The sequence below is a fragment of the Enterobacter sp. RIT637 genome (assembly GCF_019718755.1).
In the GTDB taxonomy this organism is placed as follows: Bacteria; Pseudomonadota; Gammaproteobacteria; order Enterobacterales; family Enterobacteriaceae; genus Enterobacter.
The window spans coordinates 137,646-150,539 of record NZ_JAIHAZ010000006.1; the positions used below are offsets into that span (position 1 = coordinate 137,646).

Sequence of the window (12,894 nt, forward strand, 5' to 3'; positions counted from 1 at the left end):
AGCATGCCATTGCGCCCTGCCGCCACCCTCTGGCCGCCCGTCCTGCTGGGCAGCCAATTTGTTTTCAACATTGGCTTTTATGCCGTTGTGCCCTTCCTGGCGATATTCCTGCGCGATGACCTGCTGCTTTCCGGCGGGCTGATCGGGCTGGTGCTTGGTCTGCGCACGTTTTCGCAGCAGGGGATGTTTATCGTTGGCGGCGCGCTGTCGGACCGCTACGGCGCGAAAATCGTTATCCTGAGCGGCTGCGTCATCCGCGTAGCGGGTTATCTGCTGCTGGCATTAGGGCAATCGCTGTGGCCTATTATTCTCGGGGCGTGTCTGACCGGCATCGGCGGTGCGCTCTTCTCGCCCTCCATTGAAGCACTGCTGGCGAAAGCGGCAACGCAAAGTGAGGCAAAAGGTAAACGGAGCCGCGCTGAGTGGTTTGCGCTCTTTGCCGTTTGCGGGGAACTGGGCGCGGTGCTAGGCCCGATTGCGGGTGCCCTGCTGACGGGGCTTGGCTTTCGTCAGGTTGCGCTGGCAGGCGCCGGCGTGTTTGTCGTCGCACTCGCGGTGCTCTACTTCAGCCTGCCGGATGCCCGCCATAGCCAGCGTCCGCTCGCTATTCAGCCCTGGTGGACAACGTTTCGACAGCCGCGATTCGTCGCCTTTATTATCGCCTACAGTTCGTGGCTGTTGAGCTATAACCAGCTCTACCTGGCGCTACCGGTGGAGATCCAGCGCTCCGGAGGCAGCGAGAAAGATCTGGGCCCACTGTTTATGCTGGCCTCGGTGCTGATCGTCGCGTTTCAGCTTCCCCTTGCGCGTGTTGCAAGGCGGATCGGCGCGGTCAGAATTTTGCCCGTGGGCTTTTTGCTGCTCTCCGCGGCCTTTGCCAGCGTGGCGCTGTTTGCCGCAAAGGAGCCGCCGGAAGGCTGGCTGCGGCTGTTGCCCTCCGCGAGCATGGTCACGCTGTTAACGCTGGGGCAGATGCTGCTGGTGCCGTCTGCGAAAGATCTCATCCCCCGCTTCGCCGAGGAATCGACGCTTGGGGCCCACTATGGCGCACTTTCAACCGCCGGGGGCATTGCGGTACTGGCAGGAAATCTGCTGTTTGGCAGCCTGCTGGATCGCGCGCTGGTGCCCTCGCTGGAGGCCGTATATCCCTGGCTGCTACTGGCCATTTTCCCACTCTGCAGCGCTGTCGCCTTGAATATTATCTGTCGACCGCTTCGGTAATAAATACGTTACGTTTTCGGTCGATACTTTTGCGGCAACGCCGGTACTGGACGACGATCGTCAATCAGGTGACGAAGAGTCAGAATCGGATGACGCCACAGCATTCTCGGCCCCGCCCAGCGCATCACCTGCTTCATCTCTTCTCGCTTCGCGGGTTGATAGCAGTGAATGGGGCACTGTTTACAGGCCGGCTTTTCTTCCCCATACGCACATTTATCGAGACGCTTATCGGCATAGGCCCTAAGCGCCTGATAATGCCCCTCCTCTGTTGAAGCCAGAGGACATTTTTTCTCATATAAGGCGATCATTTTGGCGATCGTCACTTTTTCTCTTGCGATGCGTTTACCGGACATGGGAGATCACCCTATCATAAATTGCATTTATGATACTCCTTTACGCAGTGATTTTCAGTCGTTGCATTCCGCTTTCTGAAGACGCCTTCCGCTATTAAGCCAGCAAGATGCCAGGGTTACTGGTATTTTATACAGCCAATACGTTCCCCTGTTAGCCAACCAAGTGGAGTGCCTATGCAAGCGATTACCGCGACAAAAACGTACCGTCATTTAAAAGTCGGCTATTTTAGAAAGCGCCATGAAGATCGCAAAACCAAGATCCCGCGTCGCTATAGTATGCACGCGGCCCTGAGCCTGAAAGGTGATTGGCTAGAGAAAGCGGGCTTTACAACCCATTCGCGGGTCAGAGTGGGCGTCGAACAGGGGAAAATCATCATTGAGCTGGTGGAAGAAGACGGGAAATGACCATGCCGCCGTGCAGGCGGCGACATCACCTATTCCCGGCCAGTCAGCGCGCGCAGAAGAATATTGGGCGCTTACCCACGGAGAACATAAACCCCTTAGGCCCTTGTTTTGTAATTGAATAATTCATTTTTTTATTCGGATAAACAAAGAAGTCGGGCAGAACATCGCTGATAACGTCATTGGGCAGTGATTCATCATCATTCACATGATGAATATTGAGCGACGTAAAGTGAAAGGAGTCCTTATTTTCCGTCCAAACGTAGGAGACATCCCTGCGGATAACCCCTATCACTTTATCGTTCTTATAATACGTACCGCTTACCGCAACAATGCCGGTTTGCGTCTTCATCGTGTACATGAAGTCGAGCGTAATGTGAGCGCGGGCATCCTCGTGATAAACCACGATTGACGCTGAGCAGGCCTCTGTGTTTTCCCGTTTTTCCAGACGTAAATGATACAGCCAGGAAATCAGCGCGCCCGCGGCAAAAAACATGAGGCACAGTAACACTATCGTCCGTTTCTTCAATGCATATACCCCCTAAAATACAATGCCGTGCATTCTGCATTGGGTTTTGCTTCATAAGGCTTTCTGCAGGCGAGCACGGACAGGGCAGGCGCATTGCTGGAAGAAGAGAAATAAATCCACGGGTACTTTTTACAATCAAGCCCGGTTTTCATGATGATTTTAATAAAGCGCGAGAAATTTCCAATACTTTTAATATCATCACTTTGCGAGAAATAGTGGCAACCGTTTTCGGTTCGGTTAATGGTGTAATTCTGGAAAAAATCTTTATCCGGATTATCTCGGAATATGTGATGCAGCATGAAATAGCCCAGTGCAAAGGAGATAATCATTAAGAGCACAGGAAAAAACAAGCGACGTAATTTACGCGGCGATTTTTTTTCGACCGGCACCTGATACGTATTCACCGCCGGTTGTTCAACAGGCACCTTCAGAGGCGATTCGGGCAACGAAATCTCTGCAGGTTCTTCTGTATCCACCCCATCCGTTTCAACGCGGGTGACCTTTACGCTTTTATGAATCTGGAAACCTTTTCTCGGTACCGTCGCAACCAGCGTGTCGCTCGTTTCTCCAGCCGAACGTAAACCGCGCCGGATAATAGAGATATTCTGATAAAGCGTATTTGCCGGGACGATCATTCCATCCTCGCCCCACACTTTATCGAAGAATTCTTTCTGGTTCACCACCTCTGGCGAGGATTCCAGTAAAAGCGCGAGACAACGACTTGCAGGCGTCGTCAGAATTACGCTTAATTCAGGTTTATTCAACGAGACAAGGACGTTTTTGTCAGGACAAAATTTAATATTATCGTTAATTATCCAAAACATACGCTACTCGCTCGACAGCAAACAGACTCGGGAAACTGTTGATATGAATGATAATTATACGCTGCGGCTATTTCTTGTCAAAGCAAGAAGTTACGGTATAAATCAGCGAAAGAATACGTTCCTAAATGAATTAATAATATAACGGGTGCTCTTATGCGGAAGGTACGTGCGAAAAGCCCCTTTTTCGCATAGATGGAATCCGGTACGCACTTTAGTCGAAAGAGCCTTCTCCTTCTGTTTTCCTGCCATACAGACTCCGTTATCATGGTCACCAGACATTGCATGGTAAGACGCTCAGGATTTCATGAGTTCCAATGAGACAGGAAGACACCTGACAATAAAAACAAAAGCCAACTCATTGAAATTTAATAAAATGGACACGATACGCTAATGAGTACACTAGAGAATTTCGACGCACATACCCCCATGATGCAGCAGTACCTGAAGCTGAAAGCACAGCATCCGGAAATCCTGCTGTTTTACCGTATGGGCGACTTTTACGAGCTCTTTTATGACGATGCGAAACGTGCGTCGCAGCTGCTCGACATCTCCCTGACCAAACGCGGCGCATCGGCGGGTGAGCCGATTCCTATGGCCGGTATCCCGCATCATGCGGTGGAAAACTATCTGGCGAAGCTGGTGAATCAGGGGGAATCCGTCGCCATTTGCGAGCAGATTGGTGATCCCGCCACGTCAAAAGGGCCGGTTGAGCGCAAAGTCGTGCGCATCGTCACGCCCGGAACCATCAGCGACGAAGCGCTGCTGCAAGAACGCCAGGATAACCTGCTGGCCGCACTCTGGCAGGATGGCAAAGGGTTTGGCTATGCGACGCTGGATATCAGCTCCGGGCGTTTTCGCCTGAGTGAACCGGCTGACCGTGAGACGATGGCTGCTGAATTGCAGCGTACTAACCCGGCAGAGCTGCTCTACGCCGAAGATTTCGCTGAAATGGCGCTGATTGAAGGCCGCCGTGGCCTGCGTCGCCGCCCGCTGTGGGAATTCGAAATTGATACCGCGCGCCAGCAGCTCAACCTGCAGTTTGGCACGCGCGACCTGATCGGCTTTGGCGTGGAAAACGCGCCCCGCGGGCTGTGTGCGGCAGGCTGTCTGCTGCAATATGTAAAAGATACCCAGCGTACTGCCCTGCCGCATATCCGCTCTATCACCATGGAGCGTCAGCAGGACAGCATCATTATGGACGCCGCCACGCGCCGTAATCTGGAGATCACCCAGAATCTGGCGGGCGGCGTTGAAAACACCCTGGCGTCCGTCCTCGACAGTACGGTGACGCCAATGGGCAGCCGCATGCTCAAGCGCTGGCTGCATATGCCGATTCGCGACACCAATACGCTTATCGGCCGCCAGCAAACCATTGCCGCATTGCAGGACAGTTACACCGAATTACAGCCGGTACTGCGTCAGGTGGGCGATCTGGAGCGTATCCTCGCCCGTCTGGCTCTGCGTACGGCACGCCCGCGCGACCTCGCGCGTATGCGTCATGCTTTCCAGCAGCTGCCGGAACTGCGTGCACAACTTAGCGGTGTTGACAGCGCACCGGTGCAAAAACTCCGCGAAACGATGGGCGAATTCACCGAGCTTCGCGAACTGCTTGAGCGCGCCATCATTGATGCGCCTCCGGTTCTGGTACGTGACGGCGGCGTGATTGCCCCAGGCTACAACGAAGAGCTGGACGAATGGCGCGCGCTGGCCGACGGCGCAACGGACTACCTCGACAAGCTGGAGATCCGCGAGCGCGAGCGTCTGGGTCTTGATACCCTGAAAGTGGGCTATAACGCGGTTCACGGATACTACATTCAGATCAGCCGCGGGCAGAGCCACCTGGCACCGATTCACTACGTGCGCCGCCAGACGTTGAAAAACGCTGAGCGCTACATTATTCCCGAGCTGAAAGAGTACGAGGACAAGGTCCTCACCTCGAAAGGCAAGGCGCTGGCGCTTGAAAAGCAGCTGTATGACGAGCTGTTCGACATGCTGATGCCGCACCTGGCCGATCTGCAGCTAAGCGCCGCCGCGTTGGCCGAACTGGACGTGCTGGTCAACCTGGCTGAACGTGCTGAAACGCTGAACTATACCTGCCCGACCTTTACCGACAAGCCCGGCATTCGCATTACCGAAGGGCGGCATCCGGTGGTGGAGCGCGTGCTGAACGAACCGTTCATCGCTAACCCGCTCAGCCTGTCGCCGCAGAGGCGTATGCTGATCATTACCGGTCCGAACATGGGCGGTAAGAGTACCTATATGCGGCAGACGGCGCTGATTGCACTGCTCGCGTATATCGGCAGCTACGTCCCGGCGCAAAACGTGGAGATTGGCCCAATCGACCGCATCTTTACCCGCGTCGGGGCTGCGGACGATCTTGCGAGCGGTCGCTCAACCTTCATGGTTGAGATGACCGAAACGGCCAACATTCTGCATAACGCGACCGAGCACAGCCTGGTGCTGATGGATGAAGTGGGACGTGGGACGTCTACCTATGATGGCCTGTCCCTGGCGTGGGCCTGTGCGGAAAGCCTCGCCAATAAAATCAAGGCCATGACGCTGTTTGCGACCCACTATTTCGAACTGACCCAGTTGCCGGAGAAAATGGAAGGAGTGGCGAACGTTCATCTGGATGCGCTGGAGCACGGCGATACCATTGCCTTCATGCACACGGTGCAGGATGGTGCGGCGAGCAAGAGCTATGGTCTGGCCGTCGCGGCGCTGGCAGGTGTACCGAAAGAGGTGATCAAGCGCGCGCGCCAGAAACTGCGTGAGCTGGAAAGCCTGTCACCGAATGCGGCGGCGACGCAGATTGATGGTACGCAGATGTCGCTGCTGGTTCCTGCGGAAGAGACGTCGCCAGCAGTGGAAGCGCTGGAGAACCTCGACCCGGATTTACTGACGCCGCGTCAGGCGCTGGAGTGGATTTACCGGTTGAAGAGTCTGGTTTAGTTCTCTGCGGTCTTTCGCCCGGTGGCGCTACGCTTACCGGGCCTACGGGCTTTGTAGGCCGGGTAAGGCGAAGCCGCCACCCGGCAAAACAGACCGCACGATGTTATCGCCCGGTAAGCGCAGCGCCACCGGGCTTTTTTTACAGCAGCGGCGGGATTGTCGGCACCTGCGGCGCCTCATCAATATCCTTCTGCGTCATGCGGAAGGCTTCCGGGTAGTGCTCGCGGCTGGTACGGCGCAGCGGTTCGGTATTGCGCCAGGTATACAAGCAGTGCTGGCACTGGTAAACCGTCCAGACCCCTTTAACGGGCGACGTCGCCATCACTTCAATATGCTCATCGGCACAACGTGGACAAATCATCTTTTCCTCCTTATTGGCGTGCAGCCAGCATCGCGGTCAATTTTTCAGCCCAGGCTTTGGTTTCAGGCAGATCCTGTACCGGCTGGCTGTAGTGGCCACGGGTGTCCGGCGCGACAGGCGTGGTGGCATCGATAATCAGCTTGTCGGTAATGCCCGCCGGGCTGGAGCCCGGGTCAAGTTCCAGCACCGACATGTTCGGCAGTTGCACCAGATCCCCTGCCGGGTTCACTTTCGACGACAGCGCCCACATCACCTGCGGGAGGTTAAACGGATCGACATCTTCATCTACCATGATCACCATCTTCACGTAACCCAGACCGTGCGGCGTGGTCATGGCGCGTAAACCGACCGCGCGGGCAAAACCGCCGTAGCGTTTTTTAGTGGAGATAATCGCCAGCAGGCCGTGGGTGTACATCGCGTTCACCGCCTGCACTTCCGGGAATTCTGCTTTTAGCTGCTGGTAAAGCGGCACGCAGGTAGCCGGGCCCATCAGATAATCAATCTCGGTCCACGGCATGCCGAGGTAGAGCGACTCAAAAATCGGTTTGGTGCGGTAAGAGACTTTGTCGATACGCACCACCGTCATGTTACGGCCACCGGAATAGTGCCCCGTAAACTCGCCGAACGGCCCTTCGATTTCACGCTTGCGGCCTTCAATGACCCCTTCGAGGATCACTTCAGAACCCCAGGGCACATCGAAGCCGGTCAGCGGTGCGGTGGCAATCGGGTACGGGCTTTCACGCAGTGCGCCCGCCATTTCATACTCGGACTGATCGTATTTCAGCGGCGTGGCGCCCATCAGCGTGATGATCGGGTCGTTGCCGAGGGTAATCGCAATCGGCAGATCTTCACCGCGCTCTTCCGCTTTATGCAGATGCAGAGCGATATCGTGCATCGGAACCGGCTGCAGGCCGAGCTTGCGCTTGCCCTTCACTTCCATGCGGTAAATCCCGACGTTCTGCTTGCCGAAGTGGTCTGGGTCGAGCGGGTCGCGCGAAACAACGCACGCTTTATCGAGATAAAAACCGCCGTCACCGTCGTTCAGGCGAAATAGCGGCAGGATATCGAACAGATTAATGTCTTCACCGTCCACCGTATTCTGCGCCCAGGCCGGGTTGGCGCGGCGCTCTGGCGTAACGGGGAATTTATCCCAGCGGCGGATAAACTCATCGATCTGTTTTTTTACCGGGGTGTTCGCTGGCAGCCCCATCGAAATGGCGTGGTTCTGCCAGGATCCGATGGTGTTCATCACCACGCGGGCATCGGTAAAGCCGCGAATGTTGTCGAACCACAGCGCGGGTGCGCCGTCGCCGATGCGGCCTGTCGCGTTGGCGGCCGCCGCCAGATCCGGCTCCGCGTTCACCTCTTCCTCAATTTTCAGCAGTTGCCCTTGCTCATCGAGCGCCTGCAGGAAGCTTCTCAAATCATCAAATGCCATCGTTGTTCTCCTGTGAAAAATGTTTCGCCTCCCGCAGTCCGTTCCATCGGCGCGCCTTTTTGTGCTCCAGACCAAACTGGTCGAGCACGCGGGTCACGATATGCTGGGTGATGTCATCGGCGGTTTGCGGGTGGTTGTAATAGGCAGGCATGGGCGGCACCATCGCCACGCCCATGCGGGAAAGTGCAAGCATGTTCTCAAGATGAATGGTGCTGAGCGGCGTTTCCCTGGGGACCAACACCAGCTTTCGCCCCTCTTTCAGCACCACATCCGCCGCACGCCCCACCAGCCCCTCGGCGTAACCCGCGCGGATGCCCGCCAGCGTTTTCATGCTGCAGGGAATGACGATCATGCCGTCGGTGCGAAACGAGCCGGAGGAGATGGTGGCGGCCTGGTCAGCCGGGCTGTGAACCACGTCTGCCAGTGCAGCAACGTCCTGCGCTGTGTAAGGCGTTTCCAGCTCAATCGTGGTTTTTGCCCACTTCGACATCACCAGATGGGTTTCCACCTCCGGCATGTCACGCAGTGCCTGCAATAAAGCCACACCCAGCGGCGCGCCCGTTGCTCCCGTCATTCCTACTATCAATCTCATTCATCACCTCAATTACTTTGTTCGTATACGAACATATTGATTAACCTACTCCCGTAACCTGTTCATGACAAGATCGTTCGCATACGATCACACTAAATGCTAAAAACTCCCGCGTTATAATCCAGGGCGTAAGCGGCTATCATAGAGAGTGATTTTTTTCGTCGGAGTGTTCATGGAACTAAGACAAGAAGCGTTCCACCTGTTGCGCCAGCTTTTTCAACAACATACTGCGCAATGGCAGCATGCTTTGCCGGAGCTGACCAAGCCGCAATATGCGGTTCTGCGCTCAATTGCCGAACATCCGGGCATCGAACAGGTGGCATTGACCGAAGTGGCGGTGAGTACGAAAGCGACGCTGGCAGAGATGCTCAGCCGCATGGAGGCGCGTGGGTTGGTAAAACGCGAGCACGATCCCGCAGATAAGCGCCGCCGGTTTGTCTTCCTGACGCCAGAAGGTGAAGCCCTGCTTGCAGGCTGTAAACCGGTCGGCAATGACGTGGATGAGGCGTTTTTAGGACGCCTGAGCAAGGCCGAACGCGAGCAATTTTCTGCGCTTGTCAAAAAGATGATGCACGACTAATTCACCCTCGCACGCATAAAATCGATAAACTTGCGGACTTTCGCGGGCACGTGTTGGGCATCGGGATAAACCGCATAGATGCCCTGCTGTGCAAAGGTGTAGCCGGGTAATACCGACACCAGCTGCCCGCCGTCCAGCGCATTTCGCGCCAGCCATTCAGGCAGTAACGCCACGCCGCTTCCGGCACGTGCGAAAGCCATCAGCGCCTGAGCACTGTCAGCATAGAGACGCGGGGCTTTCGTAATTTCAAACGAGACAAGCTCTCCGCTGCTCGCTTTCACCTGCCAGCGCAGTGGAGAAGGCAAACGCTCGTGAATGATCCAGTCGGCTTTTGCCAGCTGTTCAAGGGTGTCAACCGGGTGCTTAGCCAGCCAGTCCGGCGCCGCTACGGGCAATATGGTGAAAGAGGCGATCATCGCGGCGTGGTAGCGTGAGTCGGCGAGCGTTCCCAGCCGGATAGCGACGTCAAAGCGCTCCGAGATAAGGTCGGCATGCAAAGAGGACGAAACGTGACGCACGCGAAGTTCGGGGTGCTGTTGGTTAAATTCTGCCAGCAAGGGCACCACAACCTGCGAGCCGTACTCGGGCGTGGTGGTGATCCGCAATTCTCCGGTGAGTCCCGCATGATTCGCGCGAACATCGTCCTGCAGTTGTTCTGCATCCCTCAGAAGCACGACGCTTCTCTGATGAAAAAGCGCGCCCGCCTCGGTTAACGTCAGACGGCGGGTGGACCGCAGCAGCAGCGTCACGCCCAGCTCGTCCTCAAGCTGGCGAATGTTGAAACTGACCACGGCTTTTGTCAGCCCCAATGCCTCGGCTGCGGCAGTGAAGCTGCCGGTATCGGCCACCGCGACAAACATCTGCGTCCGCTGTAAGTTAATCATCATTACGCCTTTTACTGTCAAAATATTTTTGACAGTATATCGCGCTTTGTCAGGTTTATCCGTGCTTCCGGGGTCGATACGATACGCCACCTTACCGGAGGATCCGCCATGACGTATCGCAGCAAAGTCGCCGTTGTCTATCTGCTCGGCTTTTTCCTTGATTTGATAAATATGTTTATAGCCAGCGTCGCCTTTCCGGCCATGGCGCGCGCGTTCAACACTACTCCCTCAGCGCTTGCCTGGGTCAGTAACGGATACATTGCCGGTCTGACGCTTGCGATCCCTTTCGGCAGCGCGCTGACGCGCCGCATCGGGCCAAAGCGCGTCATCCTTCTCTCTCTGGCTCTCTTTAGCGCGGCCTCCGCTGCTGCGGGACTGTCTTCCTCGCTGGAAAGCCTGATTGCCTGGCGTGCGCTGCAAGGGATTGGCGGTGGATTGCTGATCCCGGTGGGACAGGCGCTGACCTGGCAACAGTTTAAGCCTCACGAACGCGCCAGACTCTCTTCGGCGGTGATGCTGGTCGCGTTGCTTGCCCCTGCCTGCTCCCCTGCTATCGGCGGACTGCTGGTGCAGACGCTAAGCTGGCGCTGGATCTTTTTTGCTACGCTTCCCATCGCCATCGTCACCTTTGTTTTAGCCTGCGTGTGGCTTAACGCTGAAATGCCGCCGAAGAAAGCAACCAGGCTGTTAAATCTCTCCTTGCTGGCCGACCCACTCTTGCGTTTTTCCATGCTTGTTTACGTGTGTGTGCCCGGCATCTTTATCGGGGTAAACGTAACGGGCATGTATTATCTTCAAAGCGAAGCCAGCATGACGCCCGCCGCAACGGGCATGCTTATGCTGCCATGGTCCGCGGCATCGTTTATAGCCATCATGGTAACGGGACGCTATTTTAACCGCGTCGGGCCCCGGCCTCTGGTGGTAATCGGGTGCCTTTTGCAGGCGACGGGCATTCTGCTGTTACTGTACGTCAGTTCTACAACGCCAGCGCTGTTATCTGTCGCGGCTTTTGTGTTGATGGGGGCCGGAGGTAGCCTTTGCAGCAGCACGGCGCAGAGCAGCGCGTTTCTGACGACAGCCCGGGACGATATGCCCGACGCCAGCGCCCTGTGGAATCTTAATCGTCAGCTAAGCTTTTTTGCGGGGACCCTGCTACTGGCGCAGGTGCTGAGCATTGCGCAGGTTTATCTTGCGCCGCTCGTCGCCTGGCACGGGATGTTTATTTTTGCCGCAGGCATCACTTTACTGCCTGTATTGTACGTTTTTCGTCTTAACACGATGCAGGTGCTCAGCCAGCTGCGACAGGAGAATTCATGACGCTTTTTGAACACGACATTATCGACCTCCACATTGCGCTTGAAAACTGGTTAGGCAAAGGTGAAGGTGAGGCTGAAACCTTGCTCATCCGCTTTCGATCAGACTTTCTGATGATACCACCGGGCGGCGCACATCTTGACCATCACGCGCTTGCCCATTTTCTCGACGCCCAGCGTGGCAGCCGACCCGGTCTGAAAATCATTATTGATGAACTCACCACGATAGAAGCCTGGGATAACGGCGCGGTGCTTCACTATCGGGAAACACAAACCCGCCCTGATATGCCGGTAAACGTGCGCTGGTCTACGGCGGTGCTGAATCTGGAAGGCGACAGGATTACGTGGCGTTTACTGCACGAAACGGCGCAGCCGTAGCCCCAAAGAAAAATGGCCCGTCCTAAGACGAGCCATTTTTTGACGAAAAGTTGCTTATTCGCGGAACAGCGCTTCGATATTCAGACCTTGTCCCTGCAGGATTTCACGCAGGCGACGCAGACCTTCAACCTGAATCTGACGAACACGTTCACGGGTCAGGCCAATTTCGCGGCCGACGTCTTCCAGTGTCGCAGCTTCATACCCCAGTAAACCGAAACGACGTGCCAGCACTTCACGCTGTTTGGCGTTCAGTTCGAACAGCCATTTAACGATGCTCTGTTTCATGTCATCGTCCTGCGTGGTGTCTTCCGGGCCGTTGTCTTTTTCGTCGGCCAGGATGTCCAGCAGCGCTTTTTCGGAGTCGCCACCCAGCGGGGTGTCAACCGAGGTAATGCGCTCGTTGAGACGCAGCATACGGCTTACGTCATCAACCGGTTTATCAAGCTGTTCGGCAATCTCTTCCGCGCTTGGTTCGTGGTCCAGTTTATGGGACAACTCGCGCGCGGTACGCAGATAGACGTTCAGCTCTTTGACGATGTGGATCGGCAGTCGAATCGTACGGGTTTGGTTCATAATTGCCCGTTCGATGGTCTGACGAATCCACCAGGTCGCGTAGGTTGAGAAGCGGAACCCGCGTTCCGGGTCAAATTTCTCAACTGCGCGGATGAGACCTAAGTTGCCCTCTTCAATCAGGTCCAGCAGAGCCAGACCACGATTGCCGTAACGGCGGGCAATTTTCACGACCAGTCGCAGGTTACTTTCAATCATGCGACGGCGCGAGGCAACATCACCACGCAAAGCACGACGTGCGAAATAGACTTCTTCTTCGGCCGTTAACAGTGGGGAGTAACCAATCTCCCCAAGGTAAAGCTGAGTCGCGTCCAGTACACGCTGTGTGGCGCCCTGCGATAACAGCTCTTCTTCAGCCAAATCGTTATCACTGGGTTCCTCTTCTACTAAGGCTTTTTCGTCAAAAGCCTCTGCTCCGTTCTCATCAAATTCCGCATCTTCATTTAAATCATGAACTTTCAGCGTATTCTGACTCATAAGGTGGCTCCTACCCGTGA

At 55.7% G+C, this 12,894-nt stretch carries 14 protein-coding genes; 6 read left to right on the forward strand and 8 right to left on the reverse strand.

The window, feature by feature from the left end; translation table 11 throughout:
- Positions 1–3: 3 nt before the first annotated feature.
- A complete protein-coding gene (locus K5E19_RS11830) occupies positions 4–1,221 on the forward strand; it encodes an MFS transporter (protein ID WP_221551368.1) in 1,218 nt (405 codons plus the stop codon).
- Between the two features lie 8 nt (positions 1,222–1,229).
- Here K5E19_RS11830 and K5E19_RS11835 read toward each other — a convergent pair whose 3' ends face one another.
- Positions 1,230–1,574, reverse strand: coding sequence for a nitrous oxide-stimulated promoter family protein (locus tag K5E19_RS11835; RefSeq protein WP_221551369.1), 345 nt, complete (start codon positions 1,572–1,574; stop codon positions 1,230–1,232).
- A 174-nt stretch (positions 1,575–1,748) separates the two neighbouring features.
- Here K5E19_RS11835 and K5E19_RS11840 point away from each other — a divergent pair, with 174 nt between their 5' ends.
- Positions 1,749–1,979 carry a SymE family type I addiction module toxin gene (locus tag K5E19_RS11840; RefSeq protein WP_010434511.1) on the forward strand — a complete coding sequence of 77 codons (231 nt, stop codon included), beginning with the start codon at positions 1,749–1,751 and terminating at the stop codon, positions 1,977–1,979.
- A 43-nt stretch (positions 1,980–2,022) separates the two neighbouring features.
- Here the strand turns inward: K5E19_RS11840 and K5E19_RS11845 are convergent, their stop codons facing one another.
- Both K5E19_RS11845 and K5E19_RS11850 read right to left on the reverse strand, forming a co-directional pair.
- On the reverse strand, positions 2,023–2,472 hold the full coding sequence (locus tag K5E19_RS11845) for a hypothetical protein (protein ID WP_029485175.1): 450 nt from the start codon (positions 2,470–2,472) through the stop codon (positions 2,023–2,025).
- Between the two features lie 29 nt (positions 2,473–2,501).
- A complete protein-coding gene (locus K5E19_RS11850; protein ID WP_221551370.1) occupies positions 2,502–3,329 on the reverse strand; it encodes a transcriptional regulator in 828 nt (275 codons plus the stop codon).
- Positions 3,330–3,719: 390 nt separating this feature from the next.
- Between K5E19_RS11850 and mutS the strand changes: the two genes are divergently transcribed.
- Positions 3,720–6,281 carry a DNA mismatch repair protein MutS gene (gene mutS / locus K5E19_RS11855; RefSeq protein ID WP_221551371.1) on the forward strand — a complete coding sequence of 854 codons (2,562 nt, stop codon included), beginning with the start codon at positions 3,720–3,722 and terminating at the stop codon, positions 6,279–6,281.
- Between the two features lie 139 nt (positions 6,282–6,420).
- On the opposite strand, the gene K5E19_RS11860 is transcribed toward mutS, so the two are convergent.
- Genes K5E19_RS11860 through K5E19_RS11870 form a run of 3 tightly spaced genes read right to left on the reverse strand, consistent with a single transcriptional unit; the run spans position 6,421 to position 8,672 of the window.
- On the reverse strand, positions 6,421–6,642 hold the full coding sequence (locus tag K5E19_RS11860; RefSeq protein WP_033146398.1) for a non-oxidative hydroxyarylic acid decarboxylases subunit D: 222 nt from the start codon (positions 6,640–6,642) through the stop codon (positions 6,421–6,423).
- 10 nt (positions 6,643–6,652) lie between these two features.
- Positions 6,653–8,080, reverse strand: a complete 1,428-nt coding sequence (locus tag K5E19_RS11865; RefSeq protein WP_023308982.1) for a non-oxidative hydroxyarylic acid decarboxylases subunit C — start codon at positions 8,078–8,080, stop codon at positions 6,653–6,655.
- Positions 8,070–8,672: a non-oxidative hydroxyarylic acid decarboxylases subunit B gene (locus K5E19_RS11870; protein ID WP_221551372.1), complete on the reverse strand. Its 603-nt coding sequence runs from the start codon at positions 8,670–8,672 to the stop codon at positions 8,070–8,072. Before K5E19_RS11870 ends, K5E19_RS11865 begins: the two co-directional genes overlap by 11 nt.
- Positions 8,673–8,844: 172 nt before the next feature.
- On the opposite strand from K5E19_RS11870, the gene K5E19_RS11875 reads away from it, so the two are divergent.
- On the forward strand, positions 8,845–9,252 hold the full coding sequence (locus tag K5E19_RS11875; protein WP_221551373.1) for a MarR family winged helix-turn-helix transcriptional regulator: 408 nt from the start codon (positions 8,845–8,847) through the stop codon (positions 9,250–9,252).
- Here the strand turns inward: K5E19_RS11875 and K5E19_RS11880 are convergent.
- A complete protein-coding gene (locus K5E19_RS11880) occupies positions 9,249–10,136 on the reverse strand; it encodes a LysR family transcriptional regulator (RefSeq protein ID WP_221551452.1) in 888 nt (295 codons plus the stop codon). The two genes, K5E19_RS11875 and K5E19_RS11880, sit on opposite strands and share 4 nt — an antisense overlap.
- A gap of 108 nt (positions 10,137–10,244) precedes the next feature.
- Between K5E19_RS11880 and K5E19_RS11885 the strand changes: the two genes are divergently transcribed.
- Together K5E19_RS11885 and K5E19_RS11890 are read left to right on the forward strand one after the other, a co-directional pair.
- Positions 10,245–11,453, forward strand: a complete 1,209-nt coding sequence (locus K5E19_RS11885) for an MFS transporter (RefSeq protein ID WP_221551374.1) — start codon at positions 10,245–10,247, stop codon at positions 11,451–11,453.
- Complete coding sequence (locus tag K5E19_RS11890; protein ID WP_221551376.1) at positions 11,450–11,827, forward strand: DUF4440 domain-containing protein; 378 nt, start codon at positions 11,450–11,452, stop codon at positions 11,825–11,827. Before K5E19_RS11885 ends, K5E19_RS11890 begins: the two co-directional genes overlap by 4 nt.
- Before the next feature lie 54 nt (positions 11,828–11,881).
- Here the strand turns inward: K5E19_RS11890 and rpoS are convergent, their stop codons facing one another.
- Positions 11,882–12,874, reverse strand: a complete 993-nt coding sequence (gene rpoS, locus K5E19_RS11895; RefSeq protein WP_013098493.1) for an RNA polymerase sigma factor RpoS — start codon at positions 12,872–12,874, stop codon at positions 11,882–11,884.
- Positions 12,875–12,894: the final 20 nt, after the last annotated feature.

What these genes read in the sequence shown, in the direction of transcription:
- K5E19_RS11830 (WP_221551368.1), top strand. Translation starts at nt 4, where the DNA reads ATGCCATTGCGCCCTGCCGCCACCCTCTGGCCGCCCGTCCTGCTGGGC.
- K5E19_RS11835 (WP_221551369.1), bottom strand. Translation starts at nt 1,574, where the DNA reads ATGTCCGGTAAACGCATCGCAAGAGAAAAAGTGACGATCGCCAAAATG.
- K5E19_RS11840 (WP_010434511.1), top strand. Translation starts at nt 1,749, where the DNA reads ATGCAAGCGATTACCGCGACAAAAACGTACCGTCATTTAAAAGTCGGC.
- K5E19_RS11845 (WP_029485175.1), bottom strand. Translation starts at nt 2,472, where the DNA reads ATGTTTTTTGCCGCGGGCGCGCTGATTTCCTGGCTGTATCATTTACGT.
- K5E19_RS11850 (WP_221551370.1), bottom strand. Translation starts at nt 3,329, where the DNA reads ATGTTTTGGATAATTAACGATAATATTAAATTTTGTCCTGACAAAAAC.
- mutS (WP_221551371.1), top strand. Translation starts at nt 3,720, where the DNA reads ATGAGTACACTAGAGAATTTCGACGCACATACCCCCATGATGCAGCAG.
- K5E19_RS11860 (WP_033146398.1), bottom strand. Translation starts at nt 6,642, where the DNA reads ATGATTTGTCCACGTTGTGCCGATGAGCATATTGAAGTGATGGCGACG.
- K5E19_RS11865 (WP_023308982.1), bottom strand. Translation starts at nt 8,080, where the DNA reads ATGGCATTTGATGATTTGAGAAGCTTCCTGCAGGCGCTCGATGAGCAA.
- K5E19_RS11870 (WP_221551372.1), bottom strand. Translation starts at nt 8,672, where the DNA reads ATGAGATTGATAGTAGGAATGACGGGAGCAACGGGCGCGCCGCTGGGT.
- K5E19_RS11875 (WP_221551373.1), top strand. Translation starts at nt 8,845, where the DNA reads ATGGAACTAAGACAAGAAGCGTTCCACCTGTTGCGCCAGCTTTTTCAA.
- K5E19_RS11880 (WP_221551452.1), bottom strand. Translation starts at nt 10,136, where the DNA reads ATGATTAACTTACAGCGGACGCAGATGTTTGTCGCGGTGGCCGATACC.
- K5E19_RS11885 (WP_221551374.1), top strand. Translation starts at nt 10,245, where the DNA reads ATGACGTATCGCAGCAAAGTCGCCGTTGTCTATCTGCTCGGCTTTTTC.
- K5E19_RS11890 (WP_221551376.1), top strand. Translation starts at nt 11,450, where the DNA reads ATGACGCTTTTTGAACACGACATTATCGACCTCCACATTGCGCTTGAA.
- rpoS (WP_013098493.1), bottom strand. Translation starts at nt 12,874, where the DNA reads ATGAGTCAGAATACGCTGAAAGTTCATGATTTAAATGAAGATGCGGAA.